The sequence below is a fragment of the Streptomyces caniferus genome (genome assembly GCF_009811555.1).
GTDB lineage: Bacteria > Actinomycetota > Actinomycetes > Streptomycetales > Streptomycetaceae > Streptomyces > Streptomyces caniferus.
On the sequence record NZ_BLIN01000005.1, the window covers coordinates 4365511 to 4382534 of the forward strand.

Below are 17024 nucleotides of genomic sequence, written 5' to 3' on the forward strand. Positions count from 1 at the left end.
GTGGGTTCCTCCGTGGCTGAAGCGCAACCGCAGGGTACGGGGCCGCAGGGGACCGGCAAGGCGGCGGGCGGGCGCAGCGCGCAGCTCGCGCACACCGGGCTGCGGCCCGGGTGGACGACCGGGGCCTGTGCGACGGCGGCGAGCACCGCCGCGTACACGGCGCTGCTGAGCGGCGAGTTCCCGGATCCGGTGACGATCACGCTGCCGAAGGGGCAGACGCCGTCCTTCGCGCTGGCGGTGGAGGAGCTCGCGCCGGGGCGCACGGCCGCCATGGCGGGTGTGGTGAAGGATGCGGGCGACGATCCGGATGTGACGCACGGGGCGCTCGTCCGGGCCACCGTGCGGGCGCTGCCGGCCGGGTCGGGGGTCGTGTTCAAGGCGGGGACGGGGGTCGGGACCGTGACCCGGCCCGGGCTGCCGCTGGACGTCGGGGAGCCGGCGGTCAATCCCGTACCGCGGCAGCTGATGCGGGAGCACTTGGCGCAGGTCGCGGCGCGGTACGGCGGCGGCCCGGGGGCGGCGGCCGACGTCGAGGTGGAGATCTCCGTCGATCACGGGGAGGAGATCGCCCGGAGCACCTGGAATCCGCGGCTGGGGATCCTGGGCGGGCTGTCGATCCTGGGGACCACCGGGATCGTGGTGCCCTACTCCTGCTCGGCCTGGATCGACTCCATCCGGCGGGGTGTGGACGTGGCGCGGGCGGCGGGGCGTCGGCATGTCGCCGGGTGTACGGGATCGACGTCGGAGAAGGCCGCCGTCGCCCTGCACCATCTGCCCGAGGACGCGCTGCTGGACATGGGGGACTTCGCGGGGGCGGTGCTGAAGTACATCCGGCGTCATCCCGTCGAGCGGCTGACCCTCTGCGGCGGGTTCGCCAAGCTGTCCAAGCTGGCGGCCGGGCATCTGGATCTGCACTCCGCGCGGTCCCAGGTCGACAAGGGCTTCCTGGCCGGACTGGCCCGGCGGGGCGGCGCGGACGAGGCGCTGGCGCAGGCGGTGGCCGAGGCCAACACGGGCCTGGCGGCGCTGCAGTTGTGTGCCGCCGCGGATGTCCCGCTGGGAGATCTGGTGGCGGCGACGGCGCGGGACGAGGCGCTGGCCGTGCTGCGGGGTGCGCCCGTCGCGGTCGACGTGATCTGCATCGACCGGGCGGGGATGGTGGTGGGGCGGGCGGAGCCGCGCGGGCCGGGGGAGGCCCGTCAGCAGGGCCCGCTCCGGTGAAGGGCTCCCCCCACCTCCACACCTGTCAGGTAGGCAGCCCGTACCGGCTGGCCACGCAGTCGTTGCCGCGGCCGGTGAGCCTGCCCAGCGCCGTGCCGAGGGCACAGGTGGTCGCCTGCAGCGGGTTGTCGCGGAACCGTCCCATGCGGTCGTAGCGCCCCACCGGACGATTGTTGATCCGGACCGGGCTGTTGTGCAGGAACGGCGTGCTGTCGTGCATCCGCGCCGGGGCGCCGGGCGCCGGCGTGATGTGGTCCGTGCCGTCGGCGGCGGCGACGCTGCCGCCGAAGAGCGTCAGCAGGACTGCGGTGCCGACCGCACCCGCGGCCAATCTGGTACGCATCGTGGCGCACTCCTTTGCTTCGGGCCCCCTGGGGTGTCGCAGCTTCCTTACCGGCCCCCGGGCGCCGAGTAACGGACATTCACCCCGATGCGGTCCCGTGGTCAGCCGGACGGTCCCGGTGGGGCCGGTGCCGGCCCTAGGGGGTGTTTGTCGGAGCCGGAGCGGGCGCCGGCGCGTCGCACGGCGCATGCGGCCGCTCGCGGTCCGCCGAGTAGAGGTGGCTGTCGCGGAACTGCTCGGCGCCCAGGGTGCGGCCGACCATGATGACGGCCGTACGGACCACACCCGCGGCCTTCACCTGGCCGGCGATGTCGGCGAGGGTGCCGCGCAGGACGAGTTCGTCCGGGCGGGAGGCCATCGCGACGACGGCGGCCGGGCAGTCGGCGCCGTAGTGGGGCAGGAGTTCGTCGACGACCCGGTCGACGTACATCGCCGCCAGGTGGAGGACCAGCAGCGCGCCGCTGCGGCCGAGGGTGGCGAGGTCCTCGCCCTCGGGCATGGGGGTGGCGCGCTGGGCGACGCGGGTGAGGATGACGGTCTGGCCGACGGTGGGGACGGTCAGCTCGCGCTTGAGGGCGGCGGCCGCGGCGGCGAAGGCCGGGACACCGGGCACCACGTCGTAGGGCACCCCGGCCGCGTCGAGACGGCGCATCTGCTCGGCGACCGCGCTGAAGACGGACGGATCGCCGGAGTGCAGCCGGGCGACGTCGTGGCCCTCCTCGTGGGCGCGGACCATCTCGGCGGTGATCGTGTCGAGGTCCAGCTGCGCGGTGTCGACGAGCCGGGCGCCGGGCGGGCACTCGGCGAGCAGCTCGCGCGGCACCAGGCTGCCCGCGTAGAGGCAGACCCCGCAGGAGGCGAGCGTACGGGCGCCGCGCACGGTGATCAGGTCGGCGGCGCCGGGACCCGCGCCGATGAAGTGGACGGTCATGGTTGCTCGGTCTCCTCGGGGAGGGAGGACGGGGACGGGGAGGTGGCCTGTGGCTTCACGGCCGACCACTGGGTGACCGGCATCGCCTGCCGCCAGCCCGTGAAGCCGCCGACCGGCACCGCATGGGCGACCGCGAGCCGGACGAGTTCGCCGCCGTGCTGCCGGTACTGGTCGGCGAGCAGCGCCTCGGACTCCAGCGTCACGGTGTTCGCGACGATCCGGCCGCCCGCGGGCAGCGCCTCCCAGCACGCGGCCAGCAGGCCGGGAGCGGTCAGCCCGCCGCCGATGAACACCGCGTCCGGCGTCGGCAGTCCGTCCAGCGCGGCGGGCGCGGGACCGTGGACGACGCGCAGCGCCGGTACGCCGAGCGCGCGCGCGTTGCGGCCGATCCGCTCGGCCCGTACGGCGTCGCGCTCGACGCTGAGGGCGCGGCAGCTGCGGTGGGCCCGCAGCCATTCGATGGCGATGGAGCCGGAGCCGCCGCCGATGTCCCACAGGAGTTCGCCGGGAGCGGGCGCCAGCGCGGCGAGGGTGGCGGCGCGGACATGCCGCTTGGTGAGCTGGCCGTCGTGTTCGTAGGCGGCGTCGGGGAGGCCGGGGACGGTGGCCAGGGGCGCGGTGCCGGGCGCGCGGCGGCAGTCCAGGGCGATGACGTTGAGGGGATCGGCGGGCGGGGCGTCCCAGTCGGCGGCGGTGCCCTCCGCCGTCCGTTCGCGGGAGCCGCCGAGCTGCTCCAGGACCCGCATACGGGTCGGGCCGAAGCCGTGGGCGCGCAGCAGGGCGGCGACCTCGGCGGGGGTGCCGGCGCCGGCGGACAGCACCAGCAGGCGGTGGCCGTCGTACAGCGCGCGGGCCAGGTTCTCGGTGGGCCGCCCGACGAGCGTGACGACCTCGGTCTCCTCCAGCGGCCAGCCGAGGCGGGCGCAGGCGTAGGAGACGGAGGAGGGGTGGGGGAGGATCCGGAGCCGGGGCTGCTGCGGGGCAGCCGCGGGCGGCGCCTGCTCCGCCAGCACCTCGGTCAGCGTCCGCCCGATCCCGTAGAACATCGGATCGCCGCTGGCCAGCACGCACACCCGGCGCCCGGCGTGCGCGGCCAGCAGTCCGGGGACGGCGGGGCGCAGCGGCGTGGGCCAGGGAACGCGCTCACCGGCGCACTCCTCGGGCAGCAGCGCGAGCTGGCGGGGGCCGCCGATCAGCACCTCGGCGCGTTGCAGGGCCTGCCGGGAGGCGGCGGGCAGTCCGTCCCAGCCGTCGGCCCCGATGCCGACGACGCAAACGGGTTCAGGAGCGGCCGGGGCGGGTGGTGCGGGGCTCACTGCCGAGTACCTCAGAGGTCGGGAGGGGCCGGGCCCGAGGAAGGGGTACCGGTCCGGGGGACGGGAGCCGAACTTTACTGACCGGTCGGGTCATGGCGTCCCGCTGCCCCCCGGGAAGCCCCGGGACCCTCGGCCCACGTGCCCCCGCGCCGGCAGGGCACACCGTCGGCACAACGGCCGCGGCCGCCGTACCGGGGCGGCACCTCGGCCGCCCCGCGGTCTCACGCCAGCAGCGCGATCAAGAACTGTCCCGCGAACAGGAACGCCGCGCAGAAGCCGATGCCCGCCGGCAGCCACTGCCAGATGCCGCGCGGGGAGTCGAAGCAGACCAGATAGCCGAGCACGGCGACCACGCCGGTCAGCGCGCCGAGCCAGAAGGGGAGGCCCTCGTGGTGCCCGGAGAGGAGGGCGACGGCGGCCAGCAGGCCGAGCACCGCCAGGATCTGCCCCTTGCCGGGTGCGGGCCGCGCGGTCTCGCCCGAAGCGCTCATAGCGCCGGATGCTACCCGGGCGCACAGACCTCGCCGGCTTCCCACGCCAGCCGGGAGCGGACATCCGCGCTCCGTTTCCCGCCGCCGCCCTCGCTCCCGCCACACCGCTCTGACCAGGCACGATAGGCCGTTCGACGGTAATGACAACGGTCACCGATGCAGCCTTTGGATCTTTTGCCGAAGTGCGGTTTGCTTCGCAGCAAGGAGCCAGGAAGGAGCGCGCCCATGACCGAGCACGCCCACAGCCACGGGCACAGCCACAGCCACGCCCACGGGGTCGCGCCGGACGCCGACCGGCGCTGGCTGCGCAGCGCGCTCATCCTGCTCACGGCGTACATGGCGGTCGAGGTCGTCATCGGTGTCGTGGCGCAGTCCCTGGCGCTGATCTCGGACGCCGCCCATATGCTCACCGACGCGGTCTCGATCGTGCTGGCCCTGGTCGCGATGCGGCTGGCCGCGCGGCCCGCGCGCGGCGGGTACACCTACGGACTCAAGCGCGCCGAGATCCTCTCCGCCCAGGCCAACGGCATCACCTTGCTGCTGCTGTCCGTCTGGCTGGCGTACGAGGCGGTCCAGCGGCTGATCTCGCCGCCCGCGGTGACCGGCGGACTGGTGCTGATCACCGCGCTGTCCGGGATCGTGGTGAACCTGATCTGCACCTGGCTGCTCTCCCGCGCCAACCGCTCCAGCCTCAACGTCGAGGGCGCCTACCAGCACATCCTCACCGACCTGTTCGGCTTCGTCGCCACCGCTCTCGCCGGTCTGATCGTGCTGACGACGGGCTTCGAGCGGGCGGACGCGATCGCCTCGCTGGTGGTCGTCGTGCTGATGCTGCGGGCCGGGACGGGGCTGGTGCGCGAGTCCGGACGGATCTTCATGGAGGCCGCACCGGCGGGCGTCGACCCGGACGCGCTGGGCGAGCATCTGGTCGCCACGGACGAGGTCGTCGAGGTGCACGACCTGCACATCTGGCAGATCACCTCGGGGCAGCCGGCGCTCTCCGCGCACATCCTGGTGGCGCCGGGCGGCGACTGCCACAAGGTCCGCCGCGGTCTGCAGGAGCTGCTGAGCGGCGAGTACGGCATCAGTCACGCCACCCTCCAGGTCGATCACGTCGGGGAACAGGGCGCGCCCGACGACCTACTGACGCTGGGCCCGCGGCCCGGAGCCGCCGACCCGGAGGAGCAGGCCGGCCACTGCGAGGACGCCCATGGTCCGGTGCACCGGTCGGGGCCGCACCGGCGGTGAGGGACGGGCCGCCGCCCCCTCACTCGGGTGAACCCGGGCCGGGCGGAGGCCGCCTGCCGCCGGTGACGGGCGCCGCGATGCTCGGATGACGGCATGAGAACCGCCGTTGTCTGCGCACTGCTGTGCGCCGCCGCGCTCCCCGGACCGTCCGCCGCCGCGTCCGCCCCGCAGGCACCGCCCGCCGCCGCACAGGCCGCTTCGCCCGCCGCCCGCTACGCCGCGCAGGCTCCGCCCGCCGTCTCGGTCACGGTGGCGGTGACCGACGGCCGGGACGACGCCGAGGCCGGCAAACGGCTCGACTACCGCATCACCGTGCACAACCTGGGCTCCACCGCGGTCCGCGGGGCCCGCATCGAACAGGAGATGCCGGCCACCACGACCTCCGCCACCGCGCCCGGCGCCACTCTCGAAGGACGCGGCGAGCGGGAGCAGAAGGCCGTCTGGCACTCCGACCTGCCCGCGCACGACATCCAGGTGTTCACCGCCTCGGCAGTGCTCGGCGACCGCCACGACGACACCGGCAGCGCCGCCCCCGGCACCCTGCGCGCCGCCTCCACGGTCTGTGTCTACGTCGGCGAATCCTTCGCCCCCACGGCCTGCTCGGGCGATCTGGACGACCTCCCGGAGACGCACGCGGAGGCCGGCGGCGGCAACGGCTGGGTGGGGTGGGCGGTGGCCGCCGCGGCCACCGCGCTGTTCGGGCCGGGAGTGGTGCGGGCGGTCCGGCGGCGGCGCGCCGCGCAGCCGCGCTGAGCCCCGGCCGCGCCCCGGCCCCGCGCGCTCTGGCCCCGTGGGCCCGCCGGGTCCCGGTGCCGGGTCACCCATTGGCACCGGTCCCGCTCGCGGGCGCCGGGGGTTCGCACTTGCCTGGAAGGAGGCCGTAGGGCACGTCGTGCGGGCCTTCCCGGGCCCGCCGGCCCCCGGACGCGCCGCAGTCCGCCGCCGGGCAGGAAGGACCAGACGCGATGTCAGCGAGCGCCCCCATACCCCCGGACGGGCGGGTGACGGAGCGGTCGTCGTGGCGGCGCGGACGGGCGGTGGCCGGTGGGGTGCTGCTGCTGATGGGGGTGGTGCTGCTGCCGCTGAGCCTGGCCGCGACCTGGGCGCGGGCCGAACTGACCGAGACCGACAGCTATGTGGCGTCGGTGGCACCGCTGGCCGGGAACACCGCCGTCCAGGACGCGGTCGTCGACGACGTCACGGACGGGGTGATGGCGCACGTCCGGCTCGACGGGCTGCTGGACGCCGTACCGCGTGCCGAGCGTCCCGCGCTGCGCCGGCACTTCACCCGCGGCCTGCGCGAGTTCGTGGCCGCACGGGTGCGGCAGGTGGTCACCGGGCGCGGCTTCCCCGCGATGTGGAACGGGGTGCACCGGGCCGCCCACCGGACCCTGGACGGCAGTCTGACCACGTCCGGCCGCTCCCCGGTCACCCTCGATCTCACCCCGGTCGTGGAGCGGGTCAGGCGTCAGCTGTCGCACAACGGCCTGGGGCTCGACCTCGTCCGCCGGGTGCCACGGGCCGGGGTGGAGATCGTGCTGCTGAAGGCGCCGGACGTGCCGCGCATCCGGGCCGTCTACCGCGTCGTGCACACCGCCGCGCTGCTGCTGCCGCCCGCCGCGGTGCTGTGCCTGGCCGGCGGGCTGCTGCTGGCGCGGCACCGGCGGCGCGCGCTGATCTGCACGGGGCTGGGCTGCGCGGCGGCCGCCGCCCTGCTGGCCGTCGCGCTCGCGCTGGTCCGCGGCCGCGCCCTGGACGCGCTGCCCGCCGTGATCTCCCGGCCCGCCGCGGGCGCGTACGCCGATGCGCTCGCCGGCTCGCTGCTCACCGGGGTCTGGCTCCTCGCCGGCGCGGGCGCCCTGACCGCGGTACTGGCCGCGGCGGGGCCGCCGACGGCCCGGGCGCTGCTCGCGCGCCGGCTCGCCCGCGCCGCCGCCGGACCCTGACCGCCGCTCAGACCGCCAGGACCGTCTTGCCCTGGGACCGGCCGCTGCGGCTGGCTTCCAGGGCCTCCGGCGCCTCTTCCAGAGAGACCTCGCGTCCCACCAGAACCGTCAGCCGGCCCGCGTCGACATGGCCGGCGAGGATCTCCAGCAACTGCGGGGAGGGGCGGTTGACGAAGTTGAAGCCGCGCAGGTTGTTGTCGGTCAGCTCGTCGGCGTCGGCCGAGCCGAGGAGCGAGACGGCCGTGCCCCCGTCGCGTACGGTCCGGGTCAGCTCGGCGAACTCGGCCGGGCCGCCGACCATGTCGATCAGCACGTCGACGCCGTCCGGATGGGCCGCGAGGACCTGGTCGGCCAGCGGACCCGCGGTGTGGTCGACGGTCTCCGCGGCGCCCAGCGTCCGCATCAGCTCGGCCTTGGACGGGCGCGCGGTGGCGATCACCTCGGCGCCGCGGCCGGCCGCGAGCTGGGTGACGAAGCTGCCGACGCCGCCGGTCGCCCCGACGATCAGCACCCGTGTGCCCTCGGTGACCCGGGTCTCCTCGACCAGGTTGTACGCGGTCATGCCGGCCGTCGGCAGCGCCGCGGACGTGGCGTAGGTGACGCTCCGGGCGGCGTGCGCGAGGCGGCTCTCCTCGGCAACGGCGAGTTCGCAGTACGAACCGCCGCCCTGCTCCGGCCGCTGGAACTGGCCGAACACCGCGTCGCCGACGGTGAACCGCCGTACGCCGTTCCCGATCGCGAGTACCTCGCCCGCCCCGTCGTTCCCCAGGACGAGGGGGAAGGCCGCCGGCACGGCATCCCCGAACATGCCGTCGGCGATCTTCCAGTCGACGGGGTTGAGTCCGGCGGCGGACAGCCGCACCAGGACCTCACCGGGCCCTGGTTCGGGCTGTGGCAGATCCATGAGCTGCGGCTTTTCACCGAATGCGCTGACTGCTACGGCTCTCATCGTGGCGTTCCCTTCCACCCTTCCGACCGGTGGCCGAAGTGGATCGTAAGCACGCGGGTGGGGCCGGACGCGGCAGGAGGAGAGGCGGTGCGGCCGAAGCAACTCGTACGGCCCCGCGTGCCGGGTCCGTACGGCCCTCCGTTGGACGGGACACGGCCGTACAGGCCCCCGCTCCGGCCGGTACGGTCCCCCGCCGCCGGCGCTCCCCGGCCTGTTTCTCCCGGCTCCGCGCAGCCACCGGCTCCAGCGTGGTGAATTCCCTGGTCCACGGGTCGTGGCGCAGGGCGATTCCGGGTGTGCGCGGTCCGCCGCGGGCTACATATGACGCCATGCGCGTACTGGTGGCGGAAGCCGAGGAGCGGGTCGCGGAGCGGATCGCCGCGGAGCTGCGCCGTGCGGCGGTCGCGGTGGATATCGCCCCTGACGGCCACACGGCGCTGGCCGCACTCCGGCGCGGTGTCTACGACGTGCTCGTCCTGCGCCGGGATCTGCCCGGCCCGCGCGCCGACGAGGTCTGCCGGCACCTGGCGGAAGGGGGCCTGCCGACCCGGGTGTTGCTGCTCACGGCACCCGGCACCGCCCCGGACCAACCTGCGGCCCCGGGGCCGGGCCCCGACGACCACCTCACCGAACCGTTCGCGGACCAGGACCTGCTCGCCCGGGTGCTGGCGCTCGGCCGGCGCGGCCGCCCCGCCCTGCCGGCGGTCATCGAACGGGCGGGGGTCGCCCTCGACACCGCCCGCCGGCTGGCCGTACGCGACGGCCGGCCGCTGGCACTGTCCCGCACCGAATTCGGGGTGCTGGAGGTGCTGTTGCGCGCCCAGGGCGCGCAGGTCAGCGACGACGAGCTGATCGAGGAGGTCTGGGAGGAACACATCAGCTTCCGCACCAACGCCGTACGCGTCGCGCTCGGCCGGCTGCGCGCCAAACTCGGCGACCCGCCGGTGATCGAGAGGGTGCCGGGCGGCGGCTACCGGATGGGCGACGGGGCGGCAGCGGACGAGGGAGCGGGGACGGGCGACGGGGCGGAAACGAACGACAGGCCGACGCCCGGCGGCGAGGCGGAGGCGGGCGGCGAGGCGGAGGCAGGCGTGGCGACGGGCACGGGGTCTGACGGGCCGTGATGCGCCGGGGCGGAGGGCACCGGCGCCTCCACCCGATTGCCCGCATGACGGGTCCGGCCGCAGGTGGCGGGATTCAATGGCGCAATGATCCGGTTCGACTCCGTCACCAAGCGCTACCCCGACGGGACCACCGCCGTCGACGACCTCTCCTTCGAGGTCGGCGAGGGTGAACTGGTGACGCTGGTCGGCCCGTCCGGCTGCGGCAAGACGACCACGATGATGATGGTCAACCGGCTCATCGACCCCACCCACGGGCAGATCTACGTCGACGGCTCGGACGTCGCCGGGGTCGATCCGGTCGCCCTGCGCCGCCGGATCGGGTACGTCATCCAGCAGACCGGCCTCTTCCCCCATCGCACCGTCCTCGACAACACCGCCACCGTTCCCTTTCTGAGCGGCTGGAAGAAGGCCAAGGCCCGCGAGCGAGCCGCCGAACTCCTGGACCTGGTCGGCCTGGACCCCGCGGTCTACGGCTCGCGCTATCCCGAACAGCTCTCCGGCGGCCAGCGCCAGCGGGTCGGTGTGGCCCGTGCGCTCGCCGCCGACCCGCCCGTGCTGTTGATGGACGAGCCGTTCGGCGCGGTCGACCCGGTCGTCCGCGACCGGCTCCAGAAGGAGTTTCTGCGACTGCAGGCCGGCATGCACAAGACGGTGCTGCTGGTCACCCATGACATCGAGGAGGCCATCCGGCTCGGCGACCGGATCGCGGTCTACGGAGAGGGCCGGATCGAGCAGTACGACACCCCCGCGAGCGTCCTCGGCGCCCCCGCCACGTCCTATGTCGCCGAATTCGTCGGCACCGACCGCGCGTTGAAGCAGCTCTCGGTCACCGCGATCGACCGGGGCGACCTCGAACACCCGCCGCTCGTCCGGCTCGGCGAGCCCGCCGCGGACGCCGCGAGACGGCTGCGGGCCGAGGACGCCCGCTGGGCCGTGGTGCTCGACGAAGAGGGCGCGCTGCACGGCTGGGTGGGCACGGAGGAGCTGGCCGGGGTGGCGGGTACGGTGGCCGGCCACGCCCGCCGGATGGAGGCCTGGGTACCGGTGACCGGCACCCTCAAAGCGGCCTTCAGCGAGATGCTCAAACACGATGCCGGCTGGATCGCGGTCCTGGACGGCCGCCGGTTCCTGGGCGTTCTCACCCCGACCACGCTTCACGAGGCACTGCGCCGCACCATCGGCTCCGACGAGCGGGGCGTACCTCGCGAGCGGGCCGAGGTGGATTCCGTTCCCACGGAGTGAGCTCGCGGAGCGGGCCGGGAGGGGGCGTTTCACGTGAAACGCCTGCCCTGCCTGACTGAGGGTCGTTTCACGTGAAACGACCGCTCCACGCGCCGGCAGAGGTCAGTCCTTGGGCAACAGCCCTTTGGACTGCAGGTAGTTGTGGGCCACGTCCGCCGGCAGCCGCCGCCAGCTGTCCACCTGCTCATTGAGATGCGCCAGATCGGCGGTGGTCAGGACCTTGTTGAGCCGGTTGAGCGCGGCCGCCACCCGTTCGCTCCCTGCGCGGGCACGGTTGACGACGGGAACGACGTTGTCGGCGTTCTGCAGCTTCTTGTCGTCGGCGAGCAGCACCAGGCCGAACTGATCGAGGGTGGCATCGGTACTGGTCGTCAGCATCATCTGGTCCTGCCCGTTCTGTACGGCCCGTTTGGCGGGCGTGGTCCCGACGCCCTTCGGGTCGACGGCGGTGATGTCGATCCCGTACGTCTTCTTCAGCCCGGGTGCACAGAACGGCCGCTGGACGCACTCATCACCCGCCGCCAGACGCACCGGCAGCTTGGCGCGCCCCAGATCGCTGAGGGTCTTGAGGTGGTGTGTGCGGGCATAGGCGGCGCTCACCGCGAAGGCGTTCTGGTCGACGGCCCGGCCGGCCGGGAGCACGGACAGACCTCGGGGGCCGGCGAGCCGGCGCAGCGCGGCCATGGTCGCACCGAGGTCCGGTGAGGCGACCGGCGCCGCCTTGGCCCCCTTGCTCTTGGCGTTGAGCCAGTCGGCGAAGGTCGCGGCGTACTCGGGGACGACATCGACCTGGCCGGCCTCCAGGGCCGGTTCGTACAGTTCACGGTTGCCGACCGTCAGGACATGGGTGCGGTATCCGGCGTGCTGGAGCAGCGTCGCATACATCTGGGCGAGCAGCTCGCTCTCGGTGAAGCCCGCCGAACCGATGGCCAGATCGCGGCTGTCGCCGGGGGAAGCGGTGATCGCGGAGCGGTTCTCCAGAGAAGGGCCGCCGGCGCAGGCCGAGAGCCCGAGGGCCATGAGGACCGCAAGCGCCGCGACCGCCGCCCTCACCGGATCCGCCCCCGTGCCCAGCCCGGCGCGCACCGCTGCGCCAGCTCGAAGGCGCCCTCCATCAGCAGCGCGAACACCGCGACCAGCACCGCGCCGGCGACCACCTGAGGGGTGCTGGCCAGGTTGAACCCCGCGGTGATGATCCGGCCGAGACCACCGCCGCCCACCAGCGCGGCGAGGGTGGCGGTGGCCACCAGCTGGACGGCGGCGATCCGGATGCCGGTGAGGACGAGCGGGAAGGCGAGCGGCACCTCGACCCGCCACACCAGCTGCGTCCCGGTCATCCCCATCCCCCGCGCGGCCCGCACCACGCTCTGGTCCACCTCCCGCATCCCGACATACGCATTGGTCAGCAGCGGCGGGATGGCGAACAGCACCAGCGCGATGATCGTCGGCCACTGCCCGTACCGCCCGATGGGGGTCAGCAGCAGGAGGACGAGGACGGCGAAGGTCGGCACCGCGCGGCCGATGTTGGCGAGGTTGACGGCCAGCGCGCCTCCGCGGCCGAGGTGGCCGAGGGTCAGCGCGACGGGAAGTGCGATCAGGGCGCTGATGACCAGGCAGGAGAAGGTGAGCACGAGGTGCTGTTCCAGGCGGTTCCAGACACCGTTCTCCCCGGACCAGTTGGCGGCGGTGGTCAGCCATGTCCAGACCGCGGAGAGGGTGTTCATGTCCGCCGCCCGGCCGTGACCAGCCGCTTCGCTCCCGCCCCGGCCCGAGTACGCCCCCGCGTCCTGCGTCCGGCCCGGCGCCAGGGGGTGAGCAGCCGCTCCGCCCCGAGCAGCAGCAGATCGAAGACGACCGCGATGATCACGCACAGCACGGACGCGGTGAGCACCTGCGCCTTGAAGAAGGAGTTCATACCGGCGTAGATGAGGTTCCCCAGGCCGCCGTACCCGACGATCGCCCCGACCGTGGTGAGCGCGACCGCGGAGACCGTGGCGATCCGCAGCCCGGCCATCGCGGCCGGCACTGCCAACGGCAGCTCGATGGTCAGCAGTTGGCGCATCGGCCCGTACCCCATGCCGCGGGCGGCCTCCTTGGCCTCGGCGGGGACGCCGTCCAGCCCCGCCAGGATGTTCCGTACGAGCAGGGTGAGGGAGTACAGGGCGAGGCCGACCACGACGAGGGTCGCCGACAGCCCGTAGACCGGCAGCAGCAGCGAGAACATCGCCAGCGACGGGATCGTGTAGAGGACCGTGGTGATGCCGAGCACCGGTCCGACCGTCCAGCGCCTGCGGCGGGCCAGCAGCGCCAGCGGGACCGCGATCACCAGGCCGAGCACCACCGAGATCACCGTCAGCTGGATGTGCTGGCCGACCGCGTCGAGCAGGATCTGCCGACGGGTGCTCAGGTAGTCGCCGCAGATCCAGTCGTTACGGGCCAGACAGTCGTCCGGCGGCGGTGCGGTCACGGTACGAGTCCACCCCGGTGGGGGCGGGGTGTCGCGGCGGACGCGTCCGATCGGGGTGGCCGCGGACGACCTCCCCGACGGTCCCTCCGTCGCCCGCGCCCTCTGCGCACCTCACGCCCCGCCCCACCCCCGCCCCGCGTACCCACCAGGCAGTACACACTCCACGTATACACGTGGTGTGTACTGCCTATGTATAGTCCTCCTCAGTCTGTTCGACCCCTGTGACCGAGGTCGGCGCGATGCGGCGATGCCGCGTACGCGTCGGCTTTGCCATGCGCAAAAGCGCAGGTCATGGGCTCACCCCTCACCGCCCGCGCCCGAAGAGAGACCCGCATGCCGAAGCAGAAGTCCGCGGCCCGCAGCACGTCCATAGCCGGGCTGCTGGCCGCCACGACCCTGGTCCTGACCCTCGGTGGCTGTGCCACCTACGACGTGACCGCCCCGGCCGACGCCCGCGCCGACGCACCGGCGGCCGACGTCAAGGCGAAGGACGCCCGGCTCGCCTCGGCCGGGAACAAGAAGACCGCGGACGGCAAGAACGCCGACGGCAAGAACGGCAGCGCACCGGCGGGCGGAAAGGGCGACGACGTCGACTGCCGCACGGCGAAGTGCGTCGCGCTCACCTTCGACGCGGGCCCCAGCGAGCACACCGACCGCCTGCTGGACATCCTCAAGAAGGAGAAGGTGCACGCGACCTTCTTCATGCTCGGCCAGAACCACGTCGAGAAGCGCCCGGCCGAGGTGAAGCGGATCGACGCCGAGGGCCATGAGCTGGCCAACCACACCTGGTCGCACCAGATCCTGACCGACATCGCGCCCGGCGAGGCCAAGCGCGAGCTCTCCCGTGTCCAGGACGCGGTCCGCAAGATCACCGGCAAGACGCCGAAGCTGATGCGCCCGCCGCAGGGCAGGACCGACGAAGAGGTGTCCAAGATCAGCAAGAACCTCGGCCTGGCGCAGGTCCTGTGGAGCGTGACCGCCAAGGACTACCAGACCAACGACTCGGCCCTGATCACCAAGCGGGTGCTCGACCAGACCGAACGCGACGGCATCATCCTGCTGCACGACATCTACAAGGGGACCGTGCCGGCCGTTCCCGGCATCCTCAAGGAGCTGAAGAAGCGCGGCTATACGGTCGTCACGGTCTCCCAGCTGCTGTCCCCGGCGAAGCCGGAACCGGGGATGGTCTACCGCCCGTAGCGCACGGGGCGCGTGGGGCGCCCGCACCCGCCACTCCCGCGAGGGACGCCCCTACGAGGCCAGCCGATGACGAAGCGGCCGACTACGGAGCGGACATCTTGGAGGCCTTCGGCTGCCCCGCCGCAGCCCCCTTCCCGCTGAACCGGTGCCACCAGTGCCGGCGCCGCGGATGCACCGCACGGCCGAGCCGGCGCCCCAACAGCAGATAGCCGAGCAGCGCGCCGGTGCAGTTGAGGATCACATCGTCGATGTCGAACGCCCGGCCGGTGATCAACGCCCCCTGCACCAGCTCCACCAGCAGCATCACCAAAGCCGTCGCCACGCCGACCCGGAGCAGCCCCCGCGCCTGCGGCAGCAGCACCGGCAGCAGCACCCCGAACGGCACCCCCAGCAGGACGTTGCCGCCGAGCTGCTTGACCGTGTCGGCCAGGTGCGGTTGCGCCAGGTAGCTCCGGATCGAGTCACCGGGGCGGAGGTTGGGATGGGTCAGCGGCACCGAGGCCGCCGACGGGGTCAGTGTGACCTTCGCCAGCGCCACCGCAAAGGCCACCATCGCGGCGAACGCCAGCACCAGCAGAAGGATCCGGACGGCCAGCGGGGCCCGCGCGGCCACGGGTGACCACGCTGTCTCGTCGCCCTGTTGCGTACGCGCCATGAGGTCACTCCCCGGTGTGCGAGATGCGCAGTGCGCCGATGGGAGGTCCGGTTACCCGGGGTCCGGCGATTCATGTGGCGGACGCCGGACAGCCGCCGCACACCCACACCACCCCTTCACCACAGCAACAGGACGCCCCCACCGCACACAACGGGAACGCCCTCACCACACGCCACAGGGGCGCCGGAAAGCTCCGACGCCCCTGTGCAACCTCTCTCTGCGGCTCACCCCCGGGGGCGCTCCGCCTCCACCCGTCGGCGTCCCTTGTCGTCGGACGCCGACGGCGCCTTGGACGGTCCGCTCTGCTGCCCCGGGGCCGGGGCGCCGCCCTTGCCCGGTGCGCCCGCTCCCGGCTTGCGCGGCGGGGCGACCGCCTGGGTGTCCTGCGGGAAGGTCAGCTGCTGGCTCTGCCACTCCAGGGCCGGCACGACCTCGCGCCGCCAGGTCGCGAACTGGTGGCTGCCCTGCGGCAGGATGATCGAGTCGACCGTCATCGGCGACTTGGCGGCATGGAGGAACTTCATGGTCTCGCCGTAATCCGCCTCGCCCTTACGGCTGCTGGCGACCAGCGCGGAGATCTGCGGCGCGGGGAGGTTCTTCAGCCGCCACAGCAGATCGTGCTCGCGCTCCTTCTGGGCGCCCTCCGGGCCGGGGCCGAAGAGGCTGCCGGTGGTCAGGTCGTCCTTGATGGCGTAGTCGCCGGAGAGCGAGACCGCGGAGGTGTAGGCCTTCGGGTTGCGCATCGCCAGCTGCAGCGAGCACGTACCGCCGGACGAGTACCCGAACGCGCCCCAGGCGCTGGGGTCGTGCCCCACCCGGTAGGCCGACTTCATGGCGTCCGGCAGATCCTTGGTGAAGAACGTCTCGGCCTGCGGCCCGCCCGGCACATCCACACACTCGGTGTCCCGCGGCGGCGCGATCGTCGGCCGGACCATCACGATCACCGTCGGCTGCATCCGGCCCTGCGCGATCAGCCGGCCCGCGTTCTGCGGCACCTGGAGGTGCTGCGCGAGGTTCATGATCCCGCCCGGGTAGCCGCTGATGACGACCATGACGGGGAACCGCTGACGGCGGAACTGCTGCTGGAAGTACTGCGGCGGCAGATAGACGAAGCCGGGGTTGATGGCCCGCGTGCGGCGGCCGACGATCCGTACGGACTCGACCTTGCCCACCCGGTCCGCGGGCCCCTTGGGAAGGCCGGTCACCCGATCGAGGCCCTGCGGACCGGCCGGTTGGACCAGCCCGCCCTTCATGTTGCCGACCGAGGCGTACTGCCCGCCGCCCTGGCTCACGGACACCGGGGCCTTGTCGTTGTTGCCCAGCAGCTCGTCCCAGTTGCCGTAGAACTCGAAGTTCGTGTTCACCGCAAGGGCGAGCGCGCACACGATCGACACCTGGGTGACCAGGATGGCGCCCAGTCTCCCCAGGACGGGACCCACCCCGCGCTTCGACAGCCGGGGCCAGAGCCACACCGTGGCGGCGACACAGGCCACCGCCAGCACGATCACCGCGTACTCGAGCGACTGACTGGTCAGCCCCATGCGCCCACATCTCCCGTCACCCTGGAATGGGTTCTTGCCTTCTCAACGGCCGCCTACGGCACAACGGACGGCTCCGGACAATGGTCACCGGAGAAGACGGGCACACCTGCGCATCGGATACCTGAACGACTCAGTTCTTACCCGTCTCTTGCCACATCGTTTCCGCGGCGTGATGTGGAGCGGGCGATCGCAACCGTCGCCGGGGCGGGCTCTCGTGGGGCCGAGAGGGCGATCCACGCCCACGGGCGCCGGGGTCTCTCACCCCCTATGTCCCGTCCGTCCTCCCGCTACACATCGACCACGGCCGGACGCACCAACTCGCGCTCACCGCACGGCCCTTGCGAAGCAGG

The 17024-nt window shown here is 73.3% G+C and carries 17 protein-coding genes; 7 read left to right on the plus strand and 10 right to left on the minus strand.

Annotated elements, in window-relative coordinates:
* Positions 1-12: 12 nt before the first annotated feature.
* Positions 13-1221 carry a cobalt-precorrin-5B (C(1))-methyltransferase gene (locus tag Scani_RS35660; RefSeq protein ID WP_159481809.1) on the plus strand — a complete coding sequence of 403 codons (1209 nt, stop codon included), beginning with the start codon at positions 13-15 and terminating at the stop codon, positions 1219-1221.
* Positions 1222-1246: 25 nt separating this feature from the next.
* Here Scani_RS35660 and Scani_RS35665 read toward each other — a convergent pair whose 3' ends face one another.
* From Scani_RS35665 to Scani_RS35680, 4 genes are all read right to left on the minus strand, one after another.
* The gene (locus tag Scani_RS35665) at positions 1247-1564 is read right to left on the minus strand and encodes a hypothetical protein (RefSeq protein ID WP_159481810.1); all 318 of its coding nucleotides are present in this window, start codon (positions 1562-1564) and stop codon (positions 1247-1249) included.
* Positions 1565-1700: 136 nt separating this feature from the next.
* Positions 1701-2495: a precorrin-4 C(11)-methyltransferase gene (gene cobM / locus Scani_RS35670; protein ID WP_159481811.1), complete on the minus strand. Its 795-nt coding sequence runs from the start codon at positions 2493-2495 to the stop codon at positions 1701-1703.
* Positions 2492-3811 carry a precorrin-6y C5,15-methyltransferase (decarboxylating) subunit CbiE gene (cbiE, locus tag Scani_RS35675; RefSeq protein ID WP_159481812.1) on the minus strand — a complete coding sequence of 440 codons (1320 nt, stop codon included), beginning with the start codon at positions 3809-3811 and terminating at the stop codon, positions 2492-2494. Before cbiE ends, cobM begins: the two co-directional genes overlap by 4 nt.
* Before the next feature lie 221 nt (positions 3812-4032).
* Positions 4033-4302 (minus strand): hypothetical protein, encoded by a 270-nt coding sequence (locus Scani_RS35680; RefSeq protein WP_246296336.1) that lies wholly within the window; start codon positions 4300-4302, stop codon positions 4033-4035.
* Between the two features lie 225 nt (positions 4303-4527).
* On the opposite strand from Scani_RS35680, the gene Scani_RS35685 reads away from it, so the two are divergent.
* From Scani_RS35685 to Scani_RS35695, 3 genes are all read left to right on the plus strand, one after another.
* Positions 4528-5550 (plus strand): cation diffusion facilitator family transporter, encoded by a 1023-nt coding sequence (locus Scani_RS35685; RefSeq protein ID WP_159481813.1) that lies wholly within the window; start codon positions 4528-4530, stop codon positions 5548-5550.
* 93 nt (positions 5551-5643) lie between these two features.
* Positions 5644-6303 (plus strand): hypothetical protein, encoded by a 660-nt coding sequence (locus tag Scani_RS35690; protein ID WP_159481814.1) that lies wholly within the window; start codon positions 5644-5646, stop codon positions 6301-6303.
* Between the two features lie 212 nt (positions 6304-6515).
* Positions 6516-7496, plus strand: a complete 981-nt coding sequence (locus Scani_RS35695; protein WP_246296338.1) for a hypothetical protein — start codon at positions 6516-6518, stop codon at positions 7494-7496.
* 7 nt (positions 7497-7503) lie between these two features.
* On the opposite strand, the gene Scani_RS35700 is transcribed toward Scani_RS35695, so the two are convergent.
* Positions 7504-8445 carry an NADP-dependent oxidoreductase gene (locus tag Scani_RS35700; protein ID WP_246296339.1) on the minus strand — a complete coding sequence of 314 codons (942 nt, stop codon included), beginning with the start codon at positions 8443-8445 and terminating at the stop codon, positions 7504-7506.
* Between the two features lie 329 nt (positions 8446-8774).
* On the opposite strand from Scani_RS35700, the gene Scani_RS35705 reads away from it, so the two are divergent.
* Positions 8775-9569, plus strand: a complete 795-nt coding sequence (locus Scani_RS35705; RefSeq protein WP_159481815.1) for a response regulator transcription factor — start codon at positions 8775-8777, stop codon at positions 9567-9569.
* Between the two features lie 84 nt (positions 9570-9653).
* Positions 9654-10811 (plus strand): ABC transporter ATP-binding protein, encoded by a 1158-nt coding sequence (locus Scani_RS35710; protein ID WP_159481816.1) that lies wholly within the window; start codon positions 9654-9656, stop codon positions 10809-10811.
* A gap of 102 nt (positions 10812-10913) precedes the next feature.
* Here the strand turns inward: Scani_RS35710 and Scani_RS35715 are convergent, their stop codons facing one another.
* Genes Scani_RS35715 through Scani_RS35725 form a run of 3 tightly spaced genes read right to left on the minus strand, consistent with a single transcriptional unit; the run spans position 10914 to position 13278 of the window.
* Positions 10914-11831, minus strand: coding sequence for an ABC transporter substrate-binding protein (locus Scani_RS35715; RefSeq protein WP_159482568.1), 918 nt, complete (start codon positions 11829-11831; stop codon positions 10914-10916).
* A 29-nt stretch (positions 11832-11860) separates the two neighbouring features.
* Positions 11861-12535, minus strand: a complete 675-nt coding sequence (locus tag Scani_RS35720) for an ABC transporter permease (RefSeq protein ID WP_159481817.1) — start codon at positions 12533-12535, stop codon at positions 11861-11863.
* On the minus strand, positions 12532-13278 hold the full coding sequence (locus Scani_RS35725; protein ID WP_159481818.1) for an ABC transporter permease: 747 nt from the start codon (positions 13276-13278) through the stop codon (positions 12532-12534). The genes Scani_RS35720 and Scani_RS35725 overlap by 4 nt, the downstream gene beginning before the upstream one ends.
* A gap of 333 nt (positions 13279-13611) precedes the next feature.
* Here Scani_RS35725 and Scani_RS35730 point away from each other — a divergent pair, with 333 nt between their 5' ends.
* Positions 13612-14478, plus strand: a complete 867-nt coding sequence (locus tag Scani_RS35730) for a polysaccharide deacetylase family protein (protein WP_159481819.1) — start codon at positions 13612-13614, stop codon at positions 14476-14478.
* 82 nt (positions 14479-14560) lie between these two features.
* Here the strand turns inward: Scani_RS35730 and Scani_RS35735 are convergent, their stop codons facing one another.
* Together Scani_RS35735 and Scani_RS35740 are read right to left on the minus strand one after the other, a co-directional pair.
* Positions 14561-15133, minus strand: coding sequence for a VanZ family protein (locus Scani_RS35735; protein ID WP_174872796.1), 573 nt, complete (start codon positions 15131-15133; stop codon positions 14561-14563).
* A gap of 224 nt (positions 15134-15357) precedes the next feature.
* Positions 15358-16674, minus strand: coding sequence for an alpha/beta hydrolase (locus Scani_RS35740; RefSeq protein ID WP_159481820.1), 1317 nt, complete (start codon positions 16672-16674; stop codon positions 15358-15360).
* Positions 16675-17024 lie beyond the last annotated feature (350 nt).

What these genes read in the sequence shown, in the direction of transcription:
- Scani_RS35665 (WP_159481810.1), bottom strand. Translation starts at nt 1,564, where the DNA reads ATGCGTACCAGATTGGCCGCGGGTGCGGTCGGCACCGCAGTCCTGCTG.
- cobM (WP_159481811.1), bottom strand. Translation starts at nt 2,495, where the DNA reads ATGACCGTCCACTTCATCGGCGCGGGTCCCGGCGCCGCCGACCTGATC.
- Scani_RS35680 (WP_246296336.1), bottom strand. Translation starts at nt 4,302, where the DNA reads ATGAGCGCTTCGGGCGAGACCGCGCGGCCCGCACCCGGCAAGGGGCAG.
- Scani_RS35685 (WP_159481813.1), top strand. Translation starts at nt 4,528, where the DNA reads ATGACCGAGCACGCCCACAGCCACGGGCACAGCCACAGCCACGCCCAC.
- Scani_RS35690 (WP_159481814.1), top strand. Translation starts at nt 5,644, where the DNA reads ATGAGAACCGCCGTTGTCTGCGCACTGCTGTGCGCCGCCGCGCTCCCC.
- Scani_RS35695 (WP_246296338.1), top strand. Translation starts at nt 6,516, where the DNA reads ATGTCAGCGAGCGCCCCCATACCCCCGGACGGGCGGGTGACGGAGCGG.
- Scani_RS35700 (WP_246296339.1), bottom strand. Translation starts at nt 8,445, where the DNA reads ATGAGAGCCGTAGCAGTCAGCGCATTCGGTGAAAAGCCGCAGCTCATG.
- Scani_RS35705 (WP_159481815.1), top strand. Translation starts at nt 8,775, where the DNA reads ATGCGCGTACTGGTGGCGGAAGCCGAGGAGCGGGTCGCGGAGCGGATC.
- Scani_RS35710 (WP_159481816.1), top strand. Translation starts at nt 9,654, where the DNA reads ATGATCCGGTTCGACTCCGTCACCAAGCGCTACCCCGACGGGACCACC.
- Scani_RS35715 (WP_159482568.1), bottom strand. Translation starts at nt 11,831, where the DNA reads ATGGCCCTCGGGCTCTCGGCCTGCGCCGGCGGCCCTTCTCTGGAGAAC.
- Scani_RS35720 (WP_159481817.1), bottom strand. Translation starts at nt 12,535, where the DNA reads ATGAACACCCTCTCCGCGGTCTGGACATGGCTGACCACCGCCGCCAAC.
- Scani_RS35730 (WP_159481819.1), top strand. Translation starts at nt 13,612, where the DNA reads ATGCCGAAGCAGAAGTCCGCGGCCCGCAGCACGTCCATAGCCGGGCTG.
- Scani_RS35735 (WP_174872796.1), bottom strand. Translation starts at nt 15,133, where the DNA reads ATGGCGCGTACGCAACAGGGCGACGAGACAGCGTGGTCACCCGTGGCC.
- Scani_RS35740 (WP_159481820.1), bottom strand. Translation starts at nt 16,674, where the DNA reads ATGGGGCTGACCAGTCAGTCGCTCGAGTACGCGGTGATCGTGCTGGCG.